Origin of the sequence: Rhodococcus sp. WY5 (assembly GCF_018588185.1) — a bacterium.
Classification (GTDB): Bacteria; Actinomycetota; Actinomycetes; order Mycobacteriales; family Mycobacteriaceae; genus Rhodococcus_F; species Rhodococcus_F qingshengii.
The window spans coordinates 6,196,952-6,218,449 of sequence record NZ_JAAMPR010000001.1; the positions used below are offsets into that span (position 1 = coordinate 6,196,952).

At 60.9% G+C, this 21,498-nt stretch carries 20 protein-coding genes and 3 pseudogenes; 11 read left to right on the forward strand and 12 right to left on the reverse strand.

The window, feature by feature from the left end:
* Nucleotides 1–4 precede the first annotated feature (4 nt).
* Nucleotides 5–475, reverse strand: a complete 471-nt coding sequence (locus tag G4D79_RS28680; protein ID WP_003945723.1) for a hypothetical protein — start codon at nucleotides 473–475, stop codon at nucleotides 5–7.
* A gap of 704 nt (nucleotides 476–1,179) precedes the next feature.
* On the opposite strand from G4D79_RS28680, the gene G4D79_RS34675 reads away from it, so the two are divergent.
* The 4 genes and pseudogenes from G4D79_RS34675 to G4D79_RS28700 form a co-directional block, all read left to right on the forward strand.
* Nucleotides 1,180–1,548, forward strand: coding sequence for a hypothetical protein (locus G4D79_RS34675; protein WP_020906454.1), 369 nt, complete (start codon nucleotides 1,180–1,182; stop codon nucleotides 1,546–1,548).
* A gap of 112 nt (nucleotides 1,549–1,660) precedes the next feature.
* A complete protein-coding gene (locus G4D79_RS28690) occupies nucleotides 1,661–2,026 on the forward strand; it encodes a pyridoxamine 5'-phosphate oxidase family protein (RefSeq protein WP_047269305.1) in 366 nt (121 codons plus the stop codon).
* A gap of 78 nt (nucleotides 2,027–2,104) precedes the next feature.
* Nucleotides 2,105–2,443, forward strand: a complete 339-nt coding sequence (locus G4D79_RS35435; protein WP_374223439.1) for a hypothetical protein — start codon at nucleotides 2,105–2,107, stop codon at nucleotides 2,441–2,443.
* A 286-nt stretch (nucleotides 2,444–2,729) separates the two neighbouring features.
* A pseudogene (locus G4D79_RS28700) lies at nucleotides 2,730–3,437 on the forward strand (HNH endonuclease family protein); the annotation flags it as partial.
* 41 nt (nucleotides 3,438–3,478) lie between these two features.
* On the opposite strand, the gene G4D79_RS28705 reads toward G4D79_RS28700, so the two are convergent.
* Genes G4D79_RS28705 through G4D79_RS28715 form a run of 3 tightly spaced genes read right to left on the reverse strand, consistent with a single transcriptional unit; the run spans nucleotide 3,479 to nucleotide 7,385 of the window.
* Entirely contained in the window at nucleotides 3,479–4,078 is a 600-nt protein-coding gene (locus G4D79_RS28705; protein ID WP_073511952.1) for a DUF6262 family protein, read from the reverse strand.
* Nucleotides 4,075–6,282 (reverse strand): site-specific integrase, encoded by a 2,208-nt coding sequence (locus G4D79_RS28710; RefSeq protein WP_099696970.1) that lies wholly within the window; start codon nucleotides 6,280–6,282, stop codon nucleotides 4,075–4,077. The genes G4D79_RS28705 and G4D79_RS28710 overlap by 4 nt, the downstream gene beginning before the upstream one ends.
* The gene (locus tag G4D79_RS28715; RefSeq protein ID WP_073512087.1) at nucleotides 6,279–7,385 is read right to left on the reverse strand and encodes a tyrosine-type recombinase/integrase; all 1,107 of its coding nucleotides are present in this window, start codon (nucleotides 7,383–7,385) and stop codon (nucleotides 6,279–6,281) included. Before G4D79_RS28715 ends, G4D79_RS28710 begins: the two co-directional genes overlap by 4 nt.
* Before the next feature lie 116 nt (nucleotides 7,386–7,501).
* Between G4D79_RS28715 and G4D79_RS34685 the strand changes: the two are divergent.
* A pseudogene (locus G4D79_RS34685) lies at nucleotides 7,502–7,672 on the forward strand (HNH endonuclease); the annotation flags it as partial.
* A gap of 80 nt (nucleotides 7,673–7,752) precedes the next feature.
* The gene (locus tag G4D79_RS28720) at nucleotides 7,753–8,655 is read left to right on the forward strand and encodes an HNH endonuclease family protein (RefSeq protein ID WP_070160272.1); all 903 of its coding nucleotides are present in this window, start codon (nucleotides 7,753–7,755) and stop codon (nucleotides 8,653–8,655) included.
* Here the strand turns inward: G4D79_RS28720 and G4D79_RS28725 are convergent.
* The 3 genes from G4D79_RS28725 to G4D79_RS28735 are packed head-to-tail and all read right to left on the reverse strand — an operon-like array spanning nucleotide 8,552 to nucleotide 12,296.
* Nucleotides 8,552–8,950, reverse strand: a complete 399-nt coding sequence (locus G4D79_RS28725; protein WP_047270891.1) for a DUF6262 family protein — start codon at nucleotides 8,948–8,950, stop codon at nucleotides 8,552–8,554. The genes G4D79_RS28720 and G4D79_RS28725 overlap by 104 nt on opposite strands.
* Nucleotides 8,951–8,968: 18 nt before the next feature.
* Nucleotides 8,969–11,128, reverse strand: a complete 2,160-nt coding sequence (locus tag G4D79_RS28730; RefSeq protein ID WP_083291452.1) for a site-specific integrase — start codon at nucleotides 11,126–11,128, stop codon at nucleotides 8,969–8,971.
* Nucleotides 11,121–12,296: a tyrosine-type recombinase/integrase gene (locus tag G4D79_RS28735; RefSeq protein WP_058037612.1), complete on the reverse strand. Its 1,176-nt coding sequence runs from the start codon at nucleotides 12,294–12,296 to the stop codon at nucleotides 11,121–11,123. Before G4D79_RS28735 ends, G4D79_RS28730 begins: the two co-directional genes overlap by 8 nt.
* Before the next feature lie 192 nt (nucleotides 12,297–12,488).
* Here G4D79_RS28735 and G4D79_RS28740 point away from each other — a divergent pair.
* Nucleotides 12,489–12,761: pseudogene (locus tag G4D79_RS28740) on the forward strand (HNH endonuclease family protein); the annotation flags it as partial.
* Nucleotides 12,762–12,777: 16 nt separating this feature from the next.
* Here the strand turns inward: G4D79_RS28740 and G4D79_RS28745 are convergent.
* From G4D79_RS28745 to G4D79_RS35290, 4 genes are all read right to left on the reverse strand, one after another.
* The gene (locus tag G4D79_RS28745) at nucleotides 12,778–12,948 is read right to left on the reverse strand and encodes a hypothetical protein (RefSeq protein WP_007734610.1); all 171 of its coding nucleotides are present in this window, start codon (nucleotides 12,946–12,948) and stop codon (nucleotides 12,778–12,780) included.
* A 353-nt stretch (nucleotides 12,949–13,301) separates the two neighbouring features.
* Nucleotides 13,302–13,667: a hypothetical protein gene (locus G4D79_RS28750; RefSeq protein WP_235867732.1), complete on the reverse strand. Its 366-nt coding sequence runs from the start codon at nucleotides 13,665–13,667 to the stop codon at nucleotides 13,302–13,304.
* A gap of 289 nt (nucleotides 13,668–13,956) precedes the next feature.
* Entirely contained in the window at nucleotides 13,957–15,075 is a 1,119-nt protein-coding gene (locus tag G4D79_RS28755) for an Ig-like domain-containing protein (RefSeq protein ID WP_099696972.1), read from the reverse strand.
* Nucleotides 15,076–15,130: 55 nt separating this feature from the next.
* Complete coding sequence (locus tag G4D79_RS35290) at nucleotides 15,131–16,162, reverse strand: Ig-like domain-containing protein (protein ID WP_235867733.1); 1,032 nt, start codon at nucleotides 16,160–16,162, stop codon at nucleotides 15,131–15,133.
* A 476-nt stretch (nucleotides 16,163–16,638) separates the two neighbouring features.
* On the opposite strand from G4D79_RS35290, the gene G4D79_RS28765 reads away from it, so the two are divergent.
* From G4D79_RS28765 to G4D79_RS28775, 3 genes are read left to right on the forward strand one after another with little or no spacing between them, the layout of a single operon-like run.
* The gene (locus G4D79_RS28765) at nucleotides 16,639–18,138 is read left to right on the forward strand and encodes a SulP family inorganic anion transporter (protein WP_099696973.1); all 1,500 of its coding nucleotides are present in this window, start codon (nucleotides 16,639–16,641) and stop codon (nucleotides 18,136–18,138) included.
* A gap of 35 nt (nucleotides 18,139–18,173) precedes the next feature.
* Nucleotides 18,174–18,599, forward strand: coding sequence for a MerR family transcriptional regulator (locus G4D79_RS28770; RefSeq protein ID WP_047269546.1), 426 nt, complete (start codon nucleotides 18,174–18,176; stop codon nucleotides 18,597–18,599).
* Between the two features lie 26 nt (nucleotides 18,600–18,625).
* A complete protein-coding gene (locus G4D79_RS28775; RefSeq protein WP_003945756.1) occupies nucleotides 18,626–19,246 on the forward strand; it encodes an L-threonylcarbamoyladenylate synthase in 621 nt (206 codons plus the stop codon).
* A gap of 9 nt (nucleotides 19,247–19,255) precedes the next feature.
* Here G4D79_RS28775 and G4D79_RS28780 read toward each other — a convergent pair whose 3' ends face one another.
* Nucleotides 19,256–20,215 carry a helix-turn-helix domain-containing protein gene (locus G4D79_RS28780; RefSeq protein ID WP_099696974.1) on the reverse strand — a complete coding sequence of 320 codons (960 nt, stop codon included), beginning with the start codon at nucleotides 20,213–20,215 and terminating at the stop codon, nucleotides 19,256–19,258.
* A 163-nt stretch (nucleotides 20,216–20,378) separates the two neighbouring features.
* Between G4D79_RS28780 and G4D79_RS28785 the strand changes: the two genes are divergently transcribed.
* Nucleotides 20,379–21,491 carry an NDMA-dependent alcohol dehydrogenase gene (locus tag G4D79_RS28785; protein ID WP_054827326.1) on the forward strand — a complete coding sequence of 371 codons (1,113 nt, stop codon included), beginning with the start codon at nucleotides 20,379–20,381 and terminating at the stop codon, nucleotides 21,489–21,491.
* Nucleotides 21,492–21,498: the final 7 nt, after the last annotated feature.

A 21,498-nucleotide genomic window follows, 5' to 3' on the forward strand; every position in this document is an offset into this window, starting at 1 on the left:
TAGGTCAGCAACTTCCCGCAGTCGCTGCGGCGAATCCGCGAGTGACCTCGGCCTGCTCGTCGGCAGACAGGCTCGACCATTCGGGATAAGCCTGGATGGAGGTCAGCATGTCGTTTGCCAATGATTCACGCGTCATGCCCATTTCCTCTCCGGACTCGTCGATGGCCGGCTGGTAGGCGTCGAGGTACCGGAGAACGTCGGAGCACGCCTGCGCGTAGGTCCGTGGCAGTGCCGAACTCACATTCGGGTCGGACGGGACCTCAGCCGGAGCACTCGAGTCGACCGAAGGGGTCTCGGTAGGTATTTCCGACGACGTCGCCGGAGCCTCGGATGACGTCGTCGACGTCGCCGTGGTGGTCGCCGAAGCAGAGGAAGTGAGTGTTCCGACCTCGGTCGGCTTGTCTCCGTCAGAACCGCAGGCAACCAGCGCCACCAGCGAGCAGGCACCGATGAACCCGGTGATCGTTTTCTTCATCCCTCAAGGATGCCAGAGGGCCACTGGCATTCGAACGGACCGGCATCGCCCGTCAGCGCCAATTGCCCGAGCATCCTGCCGAATCCGAGCGCCTCGCCCTCCCGACTGCGGGATTGGACTATATGCCCCGTTCGCGAACCCATGCTACGGTGACTTAACTGCAAAATAACTACGGGTGGGATTGTCCGGTCTGCCGCGTTCATCCGGAACGCTCCGATCGGAAATAGTTCGTCTATAAGGGGCTGGAACGAGTGGGACTTTTTCGTCGACGAGGTTCCCGCGAGGAAGACGACGATCGCGGGCAAAACCTCGATCGCAGCGACCCCGGGTACGCCGCCTGGTTCGCGAACGTCGCCGACGCGGGTGGTCAGCCGATTCCGTACAAGCGACCGCTGACCGCACCGGTGTATCCGCAACTCCAGCCGCCGGCCCCGGACTACGAGACGGATACGAGACGGCCACTCAACGCACCCGCCGGAGACAGCTGGCTACCCGCAGACCGCATCGACGAATTCGAGTCGTCGAATGGCCGCCCATCTGCACCGAACGGAACGAGCCCACAAATCTCACAAACTGAAAAGTTGCCGCCCGACCCACTCCCGACGCCGCAACCAACGATTCCACCTCGAAATGTACCGATGACTTCACCACCGAAGCATCACCTGGAGTCGCCCCGCGCGACTCGGCCCTACCAAGGAGAAGCAATGAGCAACATCGACAAGATCCTCGGCGAACTGATGCGCATCGACGGTGCCAGCGGTGCAGCCGTCGTCGACGCCGACAGCGGAATGGTTCTCGGCATGAGCGGCAACCCGTCATTCAGCCTCGAGTACGCCGGCGCCGGCAACTCCGAGGTTGTGCGAGCAAAGCTCCGCACGATGAGTAACTTGGGGATTACCGACACCCTGGAAGACATCCTGATCACCCTGAGCAACCAGTACCACCTCATTCGCGTCCTCGAGACGCCCGGACTGTCGACGCTGTTCGTGTACCTCGTTTTGGACCGTGCGCGTGCGAACCTGGCGCTGGCCCGCCACAAGCTGGGCGAACAGACCCCCAAGATCGAGATCTGACGCTTCCACTCCCTTCCCGACAATGCCCGGTCCTCGCCAACGGCGAGGGCCGGGCATTGTTCGTTCCGAACACTCGATTGGTGAACCTCGCGCCGGCGCCGATACTGGGACCGTGACTATCGCGGATGCTCCTTGCGTGTGGTTGACCACCCTCCGAAGCGACGGCTCGCCGCACACGACTCCGGTCTGGTTCTTACTGCATCAGAACACATTCTGGATACCGAGCGCTGAGCAGAATCGTAAGGTTCGGAACCTGCTGGACGATCCTCGGGTCTCGTTGGCAGTCGACGGATCCGCTGGCGACCCATGGGTCGCACAGGGCCTCGCGACAATTCATCACGATGTCGGCGAATTCGTCGACCTCCTGAGACTTTTCGGCGAGAAGTACGACGGCTGGGATGCCGCAGACGAAACTCGTGACGGTCCGCGGGTCCTCGTCTCGGTCCCGGTGACTCGATGGTTTCTTCGACCAGACTGACAGACAGTGCCGGTTAGGCCCGAATTGTCGTGAATGACATACTTGTAGTTCATCTCTCGCAGAAATGGACTCTCACACATGGCACGCACGGCACATCACAGGCGCGGCATCACCGGCGTCACCATCGGCATTGCTGCCGTGATCGTGCTGGGAGGTTGCGCCAATTCCAACGCCGACGCGCCCGAAACATCTTCTCTCGGTTCGGGAATCGGATCCGGTGTCACCACGACGGTCGTGACCGAAGCCTCGGCTCCTTCGTCCGCCGCAATTGAACTGCTGGCACAGATCCCCGTCAAGGGACGCGCACCCAAGACCGGATACGACCGCGCGCTGTTCGGTACCGCCTGGACCGACGACGTCACCGTCGAATTCGGCCACAACGGCTGCGATACGCGTATTATCTGCACGCATTTTTGACATATCTCAAAACCTCGCTGGTAGGGGTTCCATTGTTCGATGTCGACGGTGTGAGTTATGTGAGTGACGATGGTCAGTTCGTGTGGCAGTCGGCTGATTCGACCGCACAGATAGGGACGATGGCATGTTCAAACACGCATGTGGCCGGTTGATTGGTTTCGGAGGATGTGTGGCACGACTGGTCTGATGTCGGGATTTCCCGACAATCATCCTCATGAGTTTTGTTGATAAGAGTGTAGATCCTCTGCACTGCATATGATTTAGGAGTTTCACGTTGCATAGTCGTTTGGTGCGTTCCCGTTCCCTACTGGTTGCCGTCACTGCTTTTGTTGGATTGTCGATGTCCGGTTGCAGTACGACGTTGGCGGATGTGGTCCCAGCAGGATCGTTGTCTGTGGAGAGCCCTGTCGGTCAGCACGATGTTGATGTGGCTTCCTCCGTCGCGCTGTTGGAGACGCTTCCGGTGAAGGGGCGTGCTCCGAAAACTGGTTACAGCAGAGATCAATTCGGTCAAGCCTGGTCTGATGATGTCGATGTGGAGTTCGGGCATGACGGGTGCGATACGCGCAATAATCTGTTGGCTTCGCGGCTGACTGATGTGGTCTTCAAAGAAGGAAAGAAGCTATGTGTTGTTCTCTCTGGCACGTTGGCTGATCCTTACACTGGAAAGACCATCAATTTTGTTCGGGGACAGGACACTTCGACTGCGGTTCAGATTGACCATGTGGTCGCGTTGAGCGATTCGTGGCAGAAGGGTGCGCAACAATTGAGTCTTCAGGAGCGCACGAATCTGGCGAACGATCCCCGAAATCTGATCCCGGTGGATGGGCCGACGAACGCGAAGAAGTCTGATTCCGATGCCGCATCCTGGCTTCCCCCGAACAAATCCTACCGATGCACCTACGTCTCGAAGCAGATCACGGTGAAGTCGATCTACCGCCTGTGGGTGACTCAAGCAGAGAAGGACGCGATGTCTGCCGTGTTGTCCGCGTGTTGATTCACAGTTCTGAGTGGGCGCGATGCCCACTGAGGTATTCATGTCCGGATAGCGTCGATTCGTCGTGCTGGAGAAACGCTTTGAACCATCCTTTTGAGTGAGGCGCGGGCGGCGGTGAGCTCGTCCTGGAGTTCTTCGGTTCGTGTTGTCATGGTGTCGGCGCGTCTGCGTTCGGAGTCGAGGTCCGAGCGCAGCTCGGCTGCGATCTGTTCGAGCTCGTGGATACGGGCGAGCAGTGTGTCGTGTGGCAGGTGTTCGAGTTGGTTGCCGAGTAGGAGTTGCACTTTGGTCTCGAGCTTGGTGCGGTCCGTTCGTAACGCCCGAACTTCCTCACGCGCCATCAACAGTTCGGCGTGAAGACTGTCCGCCGTGGCGGACGTGCGTCCGGCGCTGCTTCTGGTGGCGGTGTGGGAGTGCTCTTCGGTGGCGCGTTCGACGGCGGTTCGAATTGCTGCGGTGTTGTAGATGAACCATGGAGAAACGCCTGCGCGGCGAGCTATTTCGCTGATGTTGATGCGTTCGCCAGCGGACGAGAGGTCGGCGATGACTGTCAGCGTTCTGCGTTGTTTGTCAGCGCTGTCACGTCGACGGGAGGCGATGAGCCGTTGGGTTCGTATGTCACGGTCATCGGCAGTCATCGTTGTTCGTCCTCGTTCGTGTGTGTGGTTACGGACTCGAGCGGGATGAAGGCAGCTGCGGTCCGCGCTTTCCGCAGTTCGCGGGAGGCATCGTCGATGACCGCACGCTGGTCTGCGGGCAGGTCAGCAAGCATTGCGTCCATCGACGAGATGACGTCCGTGAACGCGTGAATTTGGGCGTCGAAATTGGTGATCACCCACGACGCGGAGTCGGTGGCGATTGCAGTTTCTTTGTCTGTGCGCAGCTCTGCGAGATGCTGCTCGATTGCGGGCCGGTAGGACGGGTCCGGTCGGTAGAAGGAGCATCCTGCGCACTGGAATCGGATCGGGCAGTGTTGGCCGCCGGCTTTGATGTTCGAGGGTTCGGTGCAGTTTCCGAAGGGTACTGCCACCGACTGTCGCTCGTACTCCGTTACCGACGTGAATCCCGCCGGTCGTCCGTGTCTGTCGATCGCGAACTTCGAAATCTCCTCGGTGGCTTGGCGTTTACGTTTGAGTGTGACGGAGAAATATCCCATGGTCGTGTCGACGCTGCGATGATCCATCAATTCACGCAGGACGTCCACCGGCGTCCCGTTGTCAGCGTGCCGCTGAGCGTAGGAGTGCCGCAATCCATAAGGAGTGATCATTGATCTGTCGTAAAGAGCTGGGTTTCCGTCATCGTCGAGTCTTTCGTCGACAAGTTCCGGGATTGCATCGATCCAGATGGCGAAGGCCCGGGACCCGAACTGCGCACCGCTCAAGTGCCCGCGGCGAATGTTGTTGCGGGTTCCTGGCGTGGGAAAGAGCCAGTCGCACAGTGTGTCCGGAACGGACAGCGATTGAAGGTGGTCGAGCCATTGGTCGATCACGGTTGCCGTTGCAGTGCTGATCGGCAATCTACGCCCCATTCTGCGACGTTTACGGTTGTCGTAGACGAGTGTGGGCTTGCCGTCGACCCAGTCCAGGCATGAGCGTTTGAGCCCGACGATTTCACTCGGGCGTCGACCGGTGTCCCGGATGATCTGGTAGACCGTCTGATACATCATGGCGTAGTCGTCAGGGTTCCAGCCCGGCGCGGAGTACGTGGAGTGCCTACCCAGCAGCTCGAGGTGTTGATCGAGTTGTGCGATGACATGTTCGGGGATCGTGCGTCCGAAGTCGTCCTCGCTGGTCTCGACCTGGGCAATTGTGTGCGAACGCAGATCGAGTGCGAAGGAGCCGGGGATGTCATCCATTGCGCCCGTGCGGCGTGAGAACTCGAGAAGTCGGCGCCACCACCCGAGCAATGATCTTCGATGGGTGAAGGAATGGGGCTTGCCCTCTCGATCGGCGCTGGTGCGGAAACCCTCGACGACAGCGCTCATGTCACCGTGGTCGAGTAGTTCGGGGTGATCGCCGTTCGTGCGCAGCGAGAGTTGCCGTGAAGCGATTTCGGCGGCATGAACGGTATGCCGCAGTGTCGTCACGGGTGGGCGTACCTCGCGGCCGAATTGTTTGGTGATCTCTCGAAGCCATCGCTGTCTGATCTCTCGGAAGTCCACAACGCCACCGGCCGCACTGTATCGCCGGTCCGGAGCAGCTTGCAGGCCCACGACGGCAGGTTTCCACACGTCGGCCATGGTGGGATCAGTACCGGAGTACACGACGTGCGCCCGCTGCAGATGGGTGACCAACGACCGGAACACACCACCGGCTGCGGCTCCGAGTGCCTTCTCGAACTGGCGATTTCCGGCGACATCGAGCAGTGAGCGACAATCCGGTGGGAGGTGGGAAACTATGCTGCGGATCCGCATCGGAACCAAGATGATCTGATCACGGTCACGCTGCTGCACTCCGTAAATAATCTCCGCCGCAACAGTGCCGTTCACCTCACTGAGTTCGAAATCGACTTTCGAAAAGGCTTTTTCGTCTCTTCGTGGAACCGAATCGGGGTCGAATGTCCGGTCGAAGAATGAAGGTGAGGTCCCGTTGAGCTTGCGGTGGCGTTCGCACCGCCTGCAACGGCGGTCGAAGATTTCCACGACCGTCATGCATTGGTCGACTCGGCACAGATAGACCGCTGTCATTTCGTTGTCGACGTCTCCGGTGAATACCTGTCGGCGTGAATCCCATTCCGCGACTCGCCATTGCGGGTCGATTCGTTCGATCAACCACGCTTTCCAGGTCTGTTCGTTTCCAGTCGAGAGGGCTCTCGACTGGACGGGTAGAGCGGTGATGCTCATATGCCCACTCTTTCCACTGCCGCCCTCAGGTCCTCCGCGTCGGGGTGTTGATAGATCGCGGTCGATGCTCGGCTCACATGACCGAGCAACGACTGAACCACGTCGATACCGGTGCCGTTGCGCGTCCAGATTGTGGCTGCCGTATGCCGGAACATGTGGGGCCGCAATCGGAAACCGGCACGGTTGCCGATCCTTTCCACAATCTGTTTTGCGTTCGAATACGACATCGGCGAACCGGCGTGATGCCCGAGAAGGTTGACGAACACGAAGTCCGAGGTCATTGCGGTGGGCACGCTGTCTCGTTCGAGAAGGTACTCGCGATACTGAGTGACCACCTCGTCGCTGACCGGTACGACTCGGGATTGTCCTTTAGCGCGGGCACCGTTCGAATTGCCTTCACGCCGAACAACATGAACATGAGGTCCACGTTCCTGGCATCCCAGATGAACCGAGGTCGGAAGGAAATGCAGGTCGCTACGGCGCGAACCCAATGCCTCTCCGATTCGGAGTCCGGAACGAACCAGCAACAGCACCAGAAAACGGTCTCGTTCGGTGTTCGCGGAGTTCAGAGCATGCGAAAACTGTTCTTCAGTAATAATTTCCGGAGGCTTTACGACTTCCGGCGCTTTGAGGGTTCTGGCACGAATCAGCCGATGCTGACCGGATTCACCTTCGTGGAAATCGCGGGGTGCGTAGGCCAGATACTTGGGCTGGGACAGCCCAGAAACAACATCTGCGGAGACCAATCCACGCATTCCGCAGAACCTGAGGAATTCGACGACAGCAGTCATCACTGCGTTGACCGATCTGCCGGAGCGCAGCCGGTGGTGGACGGTTGGGGTGTGTTCGACGGCGAATTTGAAACGAGTGAGTTCACCTACACGAATCTCGTGCCAATCCAGTCCGCGACCGGCAGTCCAGTTCAAGAACCAACAGACCCGAGGAACGTATGCGCGGATTGTTTGAGGTGACCTTCCGGCGCCTTGCATGAACAGCACCCACTCGGAAGCCTCCGCGACCGGGCGCATGGATTCTTCGTCCACGATCACCCAACCCGACTGCCCCGTCGTCAGTGAAATGACCTTCTCTACAGCACACGACATCGCCACTCCTATGGCTGTCCCACCTGTGACATAGACGCTATTGGATAACCACGAGGGACAGGCCCACCGACACGCCGTGCCTACCGTGCCTTTCTCCTGATACGGCGCTAGAGATAACTCGCAACGACATCCTGCGGCGTGACCTCACCGACCTGACATTCAAGGACGGCTCCAAAAGCTGCTCGGTCCAAACCGGTACGCTCCGTGACCCGTACACGAACAAGACCATCGCGTTCGCCCGCGGCCAGGACACGTCTTCTGCAGTCCAGATCGATCACGTGTTATCAGCAGCTTTGTCAAGGAGTCTTCCTCTTTCTGCTGGTCATTATGTCGATGTCATGCCGCTGATGGCTGTGGTGGCAGTGCGATGGGCCAGAGCGTGAGCGGCGTCGCGGCGGTGGCTGCGGCGTTCGTTGTCGCTGTTTCTGGTTGCTCGGCCCTTCCTGCTGATGGCGGGACGGTATTCGCCGCTCCGGTGTCGGAGACCGCTGCGCCTGGTGCGCAGGTTGAAGAGGCACTGTCCGCGTTGGAGCAGCTTGCGGTGAAGGGTCGTGCGCCGAAGACGGGGTATGCGCGCAGCGAGTTCGGTGCCGCGTGGACTGATACGAACACCGCTATGTGGGGCGGGAACTCGCTGAGCACTCGCGAGGACATACTCTCCCGTGACCTTATGGACGTCACGTGCAAGGGCCGCTCAGGTGTGGCCGCGCCGCCGTGCGTGGTGCAGTCGGGAGTCCTTCACGATCCGTATACCGGGACCACGGTGAATTTCGTTCGCGGGGAGACGACTTCGCCACTCGTCCCGATCGAGCATGTAGTCGCCCTTGGTGATTCGTGGCAGAAGGGCGCGCAGCAGTTGTCTGCCGCCGAACGTGTCGACCTGGCGAATGATCCGCTCAATCTCATCGCCACTACGCAGGCTCCGAACTCGGCGAAGAGTGACTCCGATGCCGCCTCGTGGCTTCCTCCGAACAAGGCGTTCCGATGTGCTTATGTGGCTCGTCAGGTCGCGGTCAAACTCCGGTATCGGTTGTGGGTGACCAAGGCGGAGAAAGACGCGATTGCCGCTGTCCTGTCGACGTGTCCCGGCCTGGCGCTTCCCTCCAATGCCGAGGCGGCGGGTCGTGTTTCGTGGACGAGCAGCGAAACCGATTACCCTCAGGGCGCTAGCGGGAGTCGGCGAGTCGTCGCCGCAGCGCGAGGTTCTCGCCGTGGGCGACCGCGAGCGCCTTGCGCAGCTCGCCGAGCTCTTCGGCGTGCCGGCGTTTGAGTTCCTTGAGCTGCGAGGACAGTGCTCTGACCGCGGACGATGCGGACTGCCGTTCGCGTTCGGACATCTGTTCCGGAGTTGTTCGGTGGTGCGGGCGCCTGGTGCGGAGGTCGTTGATCTTTGTGCGCAGGTCGGGCTGGTTGTAGAGGAAGTCGGTGGAGACCGTGGCGCGGCGAGCGACGGCCGCGAAGGTGACCGGCTCGCCTGCATTGCTGAGTGCCAGCAGAGCCGCTTCCGCGCGCGCTCTGGTCTCGGTGTGGCGTTGTCGCGCTGCGGCGGTGAGGTGTTCGGGCACGGGCTTGTTCTCCTTGCTCTAGGTGGTGGTTCCGGGGCCGCGAACGGCCTTGTCGGCGGCGGAAACATCGTTGATCGAGAGCAGGATCCGGTTGAGCGAGTCGACCTCGATCCGGCGGCCTTGCAGCCAGATGTTCGTCTCGTCCATCGGGGCGCCGTACTTCGCGGTGAACACTGCTTGCCGGTGTTCGATCAGGGTTTCCGTGTCGGTGAGCTGGGTCCGCAACTGCGGGGCGTGAGTGGAGTCGGTGACGAACTTCGAGCAGGACAGGCAGGCGTTTCCCTTATCGCACAATTGTTTCGGTGGGAGCGTGCACCAACCGTTGGGCAGAATGCGGTCAGCTCGCTTGTCGAGCTGGATCAGATCGTAGAGGTCGGAGCTGTCGATCGAGGCGGTGCGGCCGTCGCGGGTGACTTTCTTGTATCGGAGGAATTCCTCCTCCATGGTCTGCGCAGAGGTCACGGCGTAGTGCAAGGTCATGTCCGGGGAGACATGACCGAAGTAGCGCATCACGACGTGAAGCGGCACTCCAGCGTTGATCAGGTTGGTCGCGGCGGTGTGCCGGAAGCGGTGTGTCTTGGAGACCGCGACCTGACGGCCGACGGAGTCTCTGATGTTGAGCAGTCTGGTGAGCCTGCTGAACCGCAGATGCATTGTCGGAAGCGGGTAAGGCTTGTCGCCCAGTCGGTTTCGGCTCGCGCAGAGGAACAGGTATTTCGGCGTTACGTCAGAGTTTCCGAAGTGCGCCATCATGTCTCGGGCGTGCTTTTGCTGGGCTCGGATGATCGTGACGATCTCCTCGTCCACGGGGATCGTGGGTGCGACGTTCGATTCGATCTTCGTCTGTTGATACCGCATCCGGGCGACGAAGCCCGCGCTGTCAGGATCACCGTATGTGCGATTGTGCAGGATCGGTTCGAGCGGGTCGAAGTCCATCATCAGCACCTCGTTGGCGCGACGTCCGGTGCGCAGCAGAAGCATCAGGATGTGGAAGGCTTGCAGGTCGCCGAGCCCGCCCTCCTTCACAGGCTGTGCGAGCAGGCCGCTGCCCTCGGCGATCTGCTGCATGACATCCTCTTCGAGGACCATGTCGTGTGCCTTGACGTTGGCCAAGCGGGGCTTGTCCTCGGGGCGGAACAGCACGCAGTGCTCGGGTCGCAGAGTGGCCCAGGCGCTGATGCCGAGTTCGGTGGCGGCTTCATCCCGGTGGTCATACATGAACTGGTAGAACTGCTCGATCGCGGTCATGATCTGGCGGCGTGGGTTCGTCGCCAGCGCCTTGCCCGCGCGTACCCCGGACTCGATGCGGTGTGCGAGGAGCATGTCGCAGAAGCCGCGGATGAAGTCCCGCAGGCGGTGTGGGTCCGTTGTCAGGCACGGGCCCTGATCGGCGGTGGTGTCGATGTAGCGTTGCAGCCATTTCAGGGCGTCCAGGCGCGATTTGACCGTGCTCCACGAGTACCGCTCCGTGGTCAGGCCCGCCGAAAGCCAGTACTTCGCTCCTTCACGCAACCACAGGCTGGTCAGGTTGGTGAAGTGCATTGTCGTGCGACCTTGCGGTTCGTGGTCGCGTTGGGGCACCCTCGGGTCGAGGCTGGGATTCCAGACGTTCAGCTCCCACCACGGGCCGCGGTGATAGGCGTACCCGAGCACGGCGGCCATGTGCCCGAGGCGGTAGGTGCCGCCTTTGAACGCAGATTCGCCGATCTTCGCACCGCGCATCTGTGCTTTCCGTGCGGATCGCACCCACTCGTCAGGCGAACGGTGCAGCAGCGATTGCGCCGACCGGCACTCGTCGTCGTGATTCATCGCGGCGCGCAGCAGGATGAAGGCGGCATTCGTCTCGATGACGCGGACGAAGTGACCCAGCTCGATGCGCCGGTGGATGATCCAGGCGATCTCCCAGGTCATCGGCTCCGGCAAACCGCGGAAGTTCAGGTAGCAGGAGGTCCAGCTCCCGCCGACGTTGACTTCGCGGATCGCCGGTCGGTAGTGCGCCGGCATCGTCTTCTTGTCGAAGTGATCGCTGCGGCATTCTTCGGGCAGAGAGTCCCAGAGCCTGCGGGCGATGGTGAGGTCGAACATGTCCGCTAGTGCCAACCCCGGGTCGATCTGGTGCAGTCTCTTGGGGCTGCGCGACCATGACGTGATGGCGGGATCGGTTGCTGGGCTAGACATTCGGGTACTCCCATCCGGCGACGTATTCGCGCCAATTCGCTACCGAGGCCAGCTCGGCGTCCTCGGTGACGTGGCCGTAGATGTTCATCGTGGTCTGCACGCTCGCGTGTCCGAGGCGGCGGCTGACGGTGTGGACGGGACTCCCCGCCAGCAACAGCGCGGTGGCGTGGGTGTGCCGAAACCAGTGCGGTGTCATCAGGTTCGGGAGGGCGGTGTCGTGATGCTTCATCGAGCGCAGGTGCGCATAGACCGACTCGGTACGCAGGGGCGCGAACAGCGGGTTCCGCATCACGTTGCAGAAGATGTAGCTGCTGTCCCAATCATCGAGGGCGACATCGGCGCCTCGGTCGCACAGCCACCACACGTAGTCGGCGTAGAGCCGGTCGAGCCGCGACCCGATGTGGACCTCGCGTTCCCCGGACTTGGCGGACAGGCCGTACGGGTGTGGCCTGCTCACGATCGCGACCCGGGCGCTCTTGCCGCCGATCCCGGTGTTCCAGTCGCGGTGCTCCAACGAGAGGGCTTCGCCGATCCGCATGCCCGATTCCGCCAGGACTGCCCACAGGAACCGATATCGCAGGTCACCTCTCCACTCCTCGAGTGTTGGGTCGTAGGTGGCCTCGGCGCCTTGGAGGGCGTCGATCGTGGTCGGCGCCAGAACCGGGATGGCCTTGCGGGCGGCGCGGATTCGGATGGCGGCGCGCTTCTGTGGCGCTCGCCTGGCCACGTGCTCGAGGAACGAGAGGTAGCGGCCGGATCGGACGTGGGCTTGCTTCCACAGGAACGGCGCAGCGTCTGTTCCGCTGTCGGCTTGGTAGCGGTAGAAACTCATCACTGCGCGCATGCGGAGATTCACCGTGCTGTCGCTGAGCGTCGGTCGGGGGCGGAGTTCGCGGATCGGCGAGTCCTGCTCGCCGTAGCGCAGGGCCGAGATGAAGTCGCCGAAGTCGTGCAGCTTCACCGCATCCCACGACGTGCCGGTCACTTCCAGGAACGACCACCACTGGGCCAGGCTCTGTGCGTAGGCGCGGGTGGTGTTCGGCCGGAAGTCGATTTGCCGCCCGTACTCGAGGTAGGCCTCGACCGGCTCAACGAGACCGAACGATCTGTCGATCACCGTCCAGGTCGTTGTACCGTCGTTGAGAGTGACACGTTGCGCTGTAGCCATCAGCCCGCTCCCGTTCGTCTGAAGTCGAAGCTACGCCCGGCGCTGCCTAATTCGAGGCACCCGAACGGCGCGTGTCTGCGGTGTCATCGGCGTACTTCGCTACCTGCAGATAACACCGTCGCCCACATGTCCCGAATCTGTGGAAGGAAGCTCAGGATGATGTCAACGGCACTAACTACTAGCTACGGATTACATGTAGTCGCACTCTCGGACGCCTGGCAGAAGGGCGCACAACAGCTCGATACACAGACGCGAACCAATCTGGCCAACGACCCTCGAAACCTGCGCGCTGTCGACGGGCCCACGAACCAGAAGAAGTCGGATTCCGACGCGGCGACCTGGCTGCCACCCAACAAGGCCTACCGCTGCCAGTACGTGACTGCTCAAGTGGAAGTCAAAGCGGCATACGGTTTGTGGGTCACCCAAGCCGAACACGACACCATCGCAGACATTCTCGCGACCTGCTGAACTCTTGCGGTGATCAGCGGCCCTTGATCAGATACCGCACAATCGCCATTCCGAGCGCGAGGCCCACTACGGTGGCGAGCGCTGCAACCAGACCGTGACCGGTCAGTGCGACGAACACACCGGTGATGACTGCGACGACGGCAATGATCCCCGCGTCCACTCTGCTTTGACCACGTTCAGGCATGGCACTCTCTCGTGCTGTCAGGTCCGTCCGCTCCCCTCGTAGCGGACGGACCCAGCGGCAATCTGTCGAAATGCGCGAACTCCGGTGGCCTCACCGGGCTGACTTTGCGGGCGGTCCTGCGAGGCCGGCACGTCCCCCGGAGCCAACTCACATCGGTTCACGAAGTCCGTACCTTCGCAGAATATACCGATTGGTAGGTAATTACCGAGGGCTAAAGTCCCTGGTCATGGACTCATGCGACGAGTGGTCGGAAACTCGAGACGAACGAGCACATCCGCGAGGCGAGCGTTAGCCGAGATAGCAGAGGTCCGTGGCCACGGCCAGAGGCCCATCTGGAATCAGAGCGGCGACGTCTATGACCCGAAAAGTGATCCGAGATCCAACGATCCGACTGACGACACTCGCTTCCAATCAGAGCAATATGCGGTGGTGAAGCGAGAATCCGTCAAGAGAATCGTGACTGTCGCCGGTTCGAGGGTGCTTTCGAACTCGAGTACATTCAATTCACCATCGCCGTCGACTTTTGCTCGGCCGTATATGCACGGCATGTCAGCTGATACGGGCCCAGACGTCGTGTAGGTTCCCGGCAACACCTCCCACGGCACGTCGAACAGCCCGTGACCGGGAATCGTTCCCGGCGCTGCTGAGGCCGACGTCCCGATCATTGCCACACCGACAGCTACTGCTGCAGCGGACGCGAGCAAACTAACCTTGCGCATTTTCCCTACCTTGTTCATACCTGAACCGCAGCGGCGAGTTCGAAGGCTTGTTGATGTAAGAACCCGCGGTTCGCGCAGTTCTTCAACTCACGGTAGTAAAAGGGCACGAGTTTTGGTGAGCTACCTTTTTGTGGTTCTGGCCCGATTTCCGTGACGGAGACTCCCATTGAGAAGATCAGAGAACGCCGGCGTTGCGGCTCTCGGCATGATTCGAACCTGTCATTCCAGTATTCGATCACACACCCGCATTCGAGCCGAAACGTCGACGCTCCCCTGCCGTTTGGGTGACTCAGCCTCCGAGTGAGCCCGTCGGCAGCTTCGAGAAGATGTCCCCGAGGCTTCCGGTTCCACCAGGAGTTTCCGGTTCCGTCGGATCCACCGGCTCGACGACGATGACACCAGGCACGGTGACGGTCACGGTCTTGTCCGCAGATTCCGAAGAACTGAACTTCTTGGTACCCAAGAACTTTGCGGTGATGCGATGCTCGCCCTGGTCGCGGAACCGCCAGACCAGTTCTGCATGGCCATTGGAATCGACTGTGGCGCTGCCGATCTTCGTATCGCCGTCGAAGAACTCGACCGTTCCCTCACCCGGGTTCGGGTCGATACTCGCCGCAATCTTGACGTCTTCGCCCGTCAGTGCCTCCAGTACGACAGCGACCATCGTCTCGGTCTGGTTGGTCGTGAAGACCTCGGTAGTCGAGAGGGCGCTGCGTCCCTCGCCCGCAGCAACACAATACCCAGCGGCATTGACCCACCGGGACTCACCGAAACTCATGCTCGTGTCTTTGATCTTGATACTCGGGCTCGTCGCCCCGGCGCGCAGGTGCGTCGTCGCGTTTCCCTCGTCGGACCGAGCTTCGAGTTTCAATTCGACTGCCGGTAAACGAAAGTCCGTGTTGGCCTTGACTTGCAGCCCTTCCTTGGGCTTGTTGTCGTTCGCGCTCGGACCGTCGTTGACTGTCTTGTTGCCGGTACCGGTAATTCGCAGGTACTCACCCGCCGGGTTCGCGTTTCCGTCTGCGCCCACCCGGAGCAGCACCGCAGTCTCGCCGGTCAAGTTGGACGACGAATCACCGACGAGGGAGTACGAAACCAGGGTTGCCCCTTGCGGTAGTGCGATGTCGTACTTGATACGACCGGTGTCCGAATCCGAACTACGCATGGTGCCTGGATGCAATTTCACTGTGAACTGTTCGCCGGGACGCACGGACGTGGGCGCCGTTACCTCCATGTTGTCGGAGAACGACGAATCCCAATCGGTGGCGCCGTCGACCCGGCACTTGTGTTCGAAGGAAACTGTCCGCGTCACGGTATCGGAAGCCGCTGCCACCGGCGCGGACACAGCGAGGAGTCCGGCCGCGAGTGCTGGTACGACAGCGCAAACTGCCAGAGTGCGGGGGTTCATGTGTTGCCTTTCAGAAGAACTCGGCCATTGAAAGTTCAGTGAGGTAGGACCGTGATCACTTGCCACCGAGCGAACCCGTTGGCAGCTGCGGCAGAACGGACTCGAGGCTGCCGAGACCGCCCGGAGTGCCCGGATCGGTCGGGTCGGGATCGACCGGACCTGTGGTGTCACCGGTCACCGTGAGTACGTGTGCCGCCGACGTGTACTTCGCCTCGTCTCCGGTAGCGGTGAATACTGCAGTCACGGACTTGGTACCCGCCTTACCGAAGGTGAGATCCAGGCGCGCAATACCGCGAACCACCGGCCGCGGGTCACCGACGGGTTTGCCGTCGACCATGAACTGTACTGTTCCCGTTGTGTTTTCCGGATCGACGTGAGAAGCAAAAGACACCTTGGTACCGGTCGCGGCGGTAGCCGGTCCTTCGAGCTTAGTCACGATGTCCGCGCCTGGCTCAGGATCAACGGGCCCCAGGTCCCCGTCGATCTTCGTGGATGCCAGGGCGCCGGCACCGGCATTGAGGGGGCCGGTCTCAGCGTCGCGCGGCGAGCAGGATGTGGGCGCCCAGATGGTTCCCGCGAGCCAGTGACTGACCTGAGGGAGGAAGGTCAAAAATGACTCGGGCCCGCCGAAAGTACCTGCAGCACCCGAAGTCCGGACATTGGTTTCGACTGCGCCGGACGGCCCGGCCTTTACGGTGATTCTGATCTTCGGAAAGACGATGTTGGTCTCGACTCCGGACTGAGCATTGATCGCAAGCCCGCCGTGCGCACCCGACGACGATGACGGACTGTTGCCGATCGCTTCGTTTGCGCCGGACAACCGGAGTATCGGACCGTCCGCTGCGGGAGTGCCGTCTTCGTTGACACGAATCACCGAAGCAGGTTTCCCGGCAATAACATTGCCCGGATCGGTGACCGTCGCCGAAACGAACTCCGCGTTGGTCGGAATCGGCAGATCAATCTTCAGACGCGAGATCTTCTTGACGCTTGCGCCGCTCACATCGTTCGGGATCTGGACGCTACCCGGATCCACGTCGATGTCGAAGACCTGACCTGGCGCGACTACCGTCGGAGCCGAAACCCGCACCGTAGCAGGCTTTCCGTCTGACGACCGGAGAACGCACTCGGAACTGCGCGGCACGTGACCTGGAACATTGTTGACGTGGTTTCTGCAACGGGCGCCGCGGTCGCCGGAATCACGGCCGCAGCGGTTCCACCGGCAAGGAGGCCGGTAAGGAGCGCAGCACTCAGTAGGCGTTTTGACATGATGTCCTCTCGGAACAACCTGATTGACGTTTGCCGCCGAACTGTAACGGAGCCAGCGTCCGAGTTGACCCGTTTTCAATAAACAAAACCCACACAGTAGGTAAATACTTGGTAAGAGTTGCCGGTCGTCACATCTGACCGCCGCCGCAGACCTTTCCCCTCTCGATCAATCTCCCGATTCGAGATTCACTGCGGGGAAACACAATTCGACAGAAGTTCGCACCGTAGCGAGATCTCCGGTCATACTCTACCCTTACAGGAGGGTAGAGTATGAGAACCTCGTCAGGACGGAATCTCATGGCAGTAACCATCGCTTCATCCACCAACGACAATTCGGTTCGGGCCGCGCTCCGGTCACCTCACCGTCTCAAAACGGAGGTTTTGGCCGGACTGGTCGTGGCGTTGGCACTGATTCCCGAGGCGATCTCGTTCTCGATCATCGCCGGCGTCGATCCGCGGGTAGGACTGTTCGCGTCGTTCACGATGGCAGTGACCATCGCCGTCGTCGGCGGACGACCCGCAATGATCTCCGCAGCTACCGGCGCCGTCGCACTGGTCGTCGCTCCACTGACGCGCGAGTACGGAATCGACTACCTGATTGCGACAGTCCTTCTGGCCGGCCTTCTCCAGATCGTGCTGAGCCTCCTGGGCGTCGCAAGGTTGATGCGCTTCATTCCGCGCAGCGTCATGGTGGGATTCGTCAACGCACTCGCCATCTTGATCTTCATCGCCCAACTCCCCCACCTGATCGATGTTCCGTGGCTCGTCTACCCACTCCTTGCAGTCGCACTTCTGCTACTCGTATTCCTGCCGAAACTGACGAACGCCGTCCCGGCTCCACTGGTGGCAATCGTTCTACTGACCACCGCCACAGTCATTTTCGCGTTCAACGTCCCCAATGTCGGCGACGAGGGCGAGCTTCCGTCGAGCCTGCCGACGCTACTGATCCCCGATGTCCCCCTGGACATGCACACACTGTCGATCATTGCGCCGTACGCATTGGCCATGGCGCTCGTCGGACTCCTCGAATCGTTGATGACGGCCAAGCTCGTCGACGACGTCACGGATACGCACTCGAACAAGACCCGAGAAGGGTGGGGCCAAGGCGTCGCGAACATCGTCACCGGCTTCTTCGGGGGCATGGGAGGGTGCGCGATGATCGGCCAGACCATGATCAACGTCAAGGTCTCCGGCGCTCGCACTCGAATCTCGACTTTCCTGGCGGGCGTGTTCTTGCTGATACTCGTGGTCGGCCTCGGCGATGTCGTGGCGTTGATTCCCATGGCCGCATTGGTGGCCGTCATGATCATGGTCTCGGTCGGCACTTTCGATTGGCACAGCATCAATCCGAAGACCCTGCGCCGCATGCCGATCGGCGAGACAGTGGTCATGTTGGTCACCGTGGCAGTCACCGTCGCGACCCACAATCTTGCCTACGGCGTGATCGTCGGAGTGATCACCGCGATGGTCATCTTCGCTCGCCGCGTCGCGCATCTCACCGAAGTGATCGACGTCGCGCATCCGGACGAGGACACCCGTGTCTATGCGGTTCGAGGCGAACTGTTCTTCGCATCCAGCAACGATCTGATCTACCAATTCGACTACGCCGGCGACCCGAAGAACATTGTCATCGATCTGTCCGAGTCTCATGTCTGGGACGCGTCGACCGTCGCGACACTGGACGCCATCACCACCAAGTACGCGGCCAGAGGCAAGAATGTCGAGATCGTGGGGCTCGACGACGCATCGGCCGAGCGCCACCTGCGCCTGTCCGGTCGGCTGGGTGACGGTCACTGAGAGTATGGAGGCCCAGCGCGAGGAAAGTGGGAGTGATGTCTGAGCCGGAACATGCGGGCCAAGGGCCGAACATGCAGATCGGACAGGTTGCCGAACGCACCGAACTGTCGATCAAGACGATTCGTCATTACGACGAGGTCGGTCTGGTTACTCCGTCCGAGCGGAGCGCCGGAGGATTCCGCCTCTATACCGAGGCCGATGTCCAACGGCTACTGGTAATCCGACGAATGAAGCCGCTCGGATTCAGTCTCGAAGAAATGAAACAACTTCTCGATTCTCTGGCAGTGCTCGGCGACGAAGCTTCGGACGCGCCAACGCGCACCGCTGCAACCGAATTCGTCACCGACTGCCACACCCGGGCGGAAGAAAGCTGCACACACTTACGTAAGCAACTCGCCTACGCCGAAGAGCTGACGGGTTTGCTCGCCGACCACAGTCTCAACGGTGAACGGCATTCGTGATCTGCAAGCTGAACTAAGCTGAGTTGATGGCCCGATACTTCGACGTTCACCCGGAAAACCCGCAGCCGCGCGCGATCAGCCAGATCGTCGAAATGCTGCGCAACGACGCGGTCATCGCCTACCCCACCGACTCCTGCTACGCCCTGGGCGCCCGAATGGACAATCACTCGGGCACCGATCGGATCCGCGAGATCCGTCATCTGCGTTCGGACCATCACTTCACGCTGGTCTGTGCCGATTTCGCGCAGCTCGGGCACTTCGTCCACGTCACCAACTCTGCGTTCCGCGCGGTGAAAGCGGCTACGCCTGGGCAGTACACGTTCATCCTTCCCGCCACGAAGGAAGTTCCGCGTCGGCTGGCACACGCCAAGAAGAAGACCGTCGGAGTGCGTATCCCCAGCCACCCGGTAGTGCGGGCACTCTTGCAAGAGTTGGGTGAACCCATCCTCTCCAGCACCCTTCTCCTGCCCGGCGCCGAGGAACCGATGACGGACGGCTGGCAGATCAAGGAAGAACTCGACCACCAACTCGACGCCGTCATAGACTCGGGTGACTGCGGAACCGAACCCACCACAGTCGTCGACTATTCGTCCGGTGTTCCCGAAATCGTGCGGGTCGGCGCGGGAGATCCTTCTCGTTTCGAGTAGGCCCCGACGTCAGCTCCGCATTTTCCGAGAGCGGAAGGCCGCCGGAGAGGCCCCGAACCGTTCTTTGAAAAGTCGCGAGAAGTGGCTTGCGTCGGAGAAACACCATCTGGTGGCGATCGAGGTGATCGAGCTGTTCGTGCGACGCAATTCCTCGCGTGCCCTGGCCAACCGCCGCGCCCGTACCGTCCCGTTGAACGTCTCACCAGATCGGCCGAAAACTCGCTGGACCGTCCGGGCCGAGACCGCGTGGGCGGCGGCAACAGAGGTCAACGACAACGACGGATCACTCAGGTGCCCGTCGATCCAGGCATCGATCGACAAGCGCAGCGCGGCGGAACCGACAGCGTCCTCAGTTCCGATGGTCTGGCTCACTGCCCCGTCGAACAGTTCGAGGGTGGCATTTCTGGCCGCTGATATCGCGGATTCAGGAAGTTCGGCCAACGAATCGGCCAGCATCGACAGATAGGAAACCAACAAACGTACCGACGGTGAGTCCCGTTCCAGCGCGCCGCCGAAAGCCGGCCACGCTCGACCGGAGACTTCCGCCAGGGCCGAGCGCGGAATCAGCAGATTTATCGAACGAATCGACTCCAGAACCTCGAACTCGGCCTGATTGCGCGTATCCCACAGAACTACGTCACCAGCGCCCACGAGAGTCGTCTCACCTGCTCGTGTCAGCGCTTCGCGTCCTGACTGGATTGCGATCAGCACCACCCAGTCTTCTGTGGCGTCGGATACCTGAGTTGCGGTTCGCTTTCCTGTGCACGGATCGCAGCTGAGGTCGACGAGACCGAAGTCGTCCAGCGAGCGTCGCTTGACCGATGCGGTGAATCCCTCCCGGAGATCCGATCGGGATACCTGCACATCAAGGGGAATGAACTGCTCCCGCAGACGAGATTCCCACCATTGGCCTCCCATACCGATAGGAATGCCGTCGGCAGTCTTCTCTCCAGACCGGATGGTGACCATAACTAAGATTATCGCAAATTCACTTCATGGATGGGTGAAACGGCGCGAAAACACCAAACCGTGGCGCGCAGATACATGACCGAGGCCCCCGACGGGAGACAGCATGTGTCCAGGAGCAGACGAGATGACACTGCACCGCGAAGCACGCTCGAAGGGAATGTCGATGAAGGCGAAGGCAGCCGTGCTGTGGGATCACAACACACCGTGGAGTGTCGAGGAGATCGAGCTCGCAGATCCGAAAGAACGTGAAGTCCTGATCAAAGTGGTTGCCAGCGGCATGTGCCACTCCGACGATCATGCTGTGACCGGTGATCTGGCAGTCCCGCTCCCCGTGATCGGTGGCCACGAAGGTGCGGGCATAGTGGAGAAAGTCGGCCCCGGCGTACGAGACGTCGAGGTGGGCGATCACGTCGTCCTCTCGTTCATTCCCTCGTGTGGACGCTGCCGCTGGTGCGCAGTCGGACAGAGCAACCTCTGCGACCTCGGCGCCATTCTGATGGCCGGCGCGCAGGTCGACGGAACGTACCGCGCGGCAGCACGCGGGAAGGACGTCGGAACCTTCTCGCTTCTGGGCACTTTCGGCAATTACACGGTTGTACCGGAAGCGTCGGTCGTGAAGATCAACAAATGGATTCCCCTCGAGAAGGCCTGCCTCGTCGGTTGCGGAGTCACCACCGGTTGGGGATCTGCCGTCAACACCGGAGAGGTCTCGCCAGGCGACTCCGTGGTCGTCGTCGGAATCGGCGGGATCGGTGGAAGTGCCCTCCAAGGAGCGAAAATCGCAGGCGCGAGGCACATCGTGGCAGTCGACATCTCGCCGGACAAGAAAGCCATGGCCGAGACTCTCGGAGCAACACATTTTGCTTCGTCGATCGACGAAGCCATGACGCTGGTCAACGAATTGACCTGGGGCGTCATGGCTGACGTCGCGATCCTGACCGTCGGAGTAGCGAGCGGCGACATGATCCAGCCGATGGTCGGACTGATCCGCAAGGGTGGCCGCGTGGTTTTGACGGCAGTCTCACCGATGGGCGCCACCGACACACAGTTGCACCTCGCCGAAATGACCCTGTTCCAAAAACAGCTCCGCGGAAGCCTGTTCGGCGAATGTAACCCTCGCGCCGACATCCCCCGACTACTGAACCTCTACGAAGTCGGACTGCTGAAGCTCGACGAAATGGTCACCACCGAGTACCGCCTCGAAGACATCAACCAGGGCTACGACGACATGAAGTCGGGAAAGATCATGCGCGGAGTCATCATTCACGAACACTGATCACCGA

Excerpts from the sequence above, each read along its gene's own strand:
- G4D79_RS28780 (WP_099696974.1), bottom strand. The coding sequence starts at position 20,215 with ATGGTCACCATCCGGTCTGGAGAGAAGACTGCCGACGGCATTCCTATC.
- G4D79_RS28775 (WP_003945756.1), top strand. The coding sequence starts at position 18,626 with ATGGCCCGATACTTCGACGTTCACCCGGAAAACCCGCAGCCGCGCGCG.
- G4D79_RS28770 (WP_047269546.1), top strand. The coding sequence starts at position 18,174 with ATGTCTGAGCCGGAACATGCGGGCCAAGGGCCGAACATGCAGATCGGA.
- G4D79_RS28765 (WP_099696973.1), top strand. The coding sequence starts at position 16,639 with ATGGCAGTAACCATCGCTTCATCCACCAACGACAATTCGGTTCGGGCC.
- G4D79_RS28745 (WP_007734610.1), bottom strand. The coding sequence starts at position 12,948 with ATGCCTGAACGTGGTCAAAGCAGAGTGGACGCGGGGATCATTGCCGTC.
- G4D79_RS28750 (WP_235867732.1), bottom strand. The coding sequence starts at position 13,667 with ATGCGCAAGGTTAGTTTGCTCGCGTCCGCTGCAGCAGTAGCTGTCGGT.
- G4D79_RS28720 (WP_070160272.1), top strand. The coding sequence starts at position 7,753 with ATGGGCCAGAGCGTGAGCGGCGTCGCGGCGGTGGCTGCGGCGTTCGTT.
- G4D79_RS28710 (WP_099696970.1), bottom strand. The coding sequence starts at position 6,282 with ATGAGCATCACCGCTCTACCCGTCCAGTCGAGAGCCCTCTCGACTGGA.
- G4D79_RS28730 (WP_083291452.1), bottom strand. The coding sequence starts at position 11,128 with ATGTCTAGCCCAGCAACCGATCCCGCCATCACGTCATGGTCGCGCAGC.
- G4D79_RS28705 (WP_073511952.1), bottom strand. The coding sequence starts at position 4,078 with ATGACTGCCGATGACCGTGACATACGAACCCAACGGCTCATCGCCTCC.
- G4D79_RS28715 (WP_073512087.1), bottom strand. The coding sequence starts at position 7,385 with ATGTCGTGTGCTGTAGAGAAGGTCATTTCACTGACGACGGGGCAGTCG.
- G4D79_RS28785 (WP_054827326.1), top strand. The coding sequence starts at position 20,379 with ATGAAGGCGAAGGCAGCCGTGCTGTGGGATCACAACACACCGTGGAGT.
- G4D79_RS28755 (WP_099696972.1), bottom strand. The coding sequence starts at position 15,075 with ATGAACCCCCGCACTCTGGCAGTTTGCGCTGTCGTACCAGCACTCGCG.
- G4D79_RS28735 (WP_058037612.1), bottom strand. The coding sequence starts at position 12,296 with ATGGCTACAGCGCAACGTGTCACTCTCAACGACGGTACAACGACCTGG.
- G4D79_RS35435 (WP_374223439.1), top strand. The coding sequence starts at position 2,105 with ATGGCACGCACGGCACATCACAGGCGCGGCATCACCGGCGTCACCATC.
- G4D79_RS28680 (WP_003945723.1), bottom strand. The coding sequence starts at position 475 with ATGAAGAAAACGATCACCGGGTTCATCGGTGCCTGCTCGCTGGTGGCG.
- G4D79_RS34675 (WP_020906454.1), top strand. The coding sequence starts at position 1,180 with ATGAGCAACATCGACAAGATCCTCGGCGAACTGATGCGCATCGACGGT.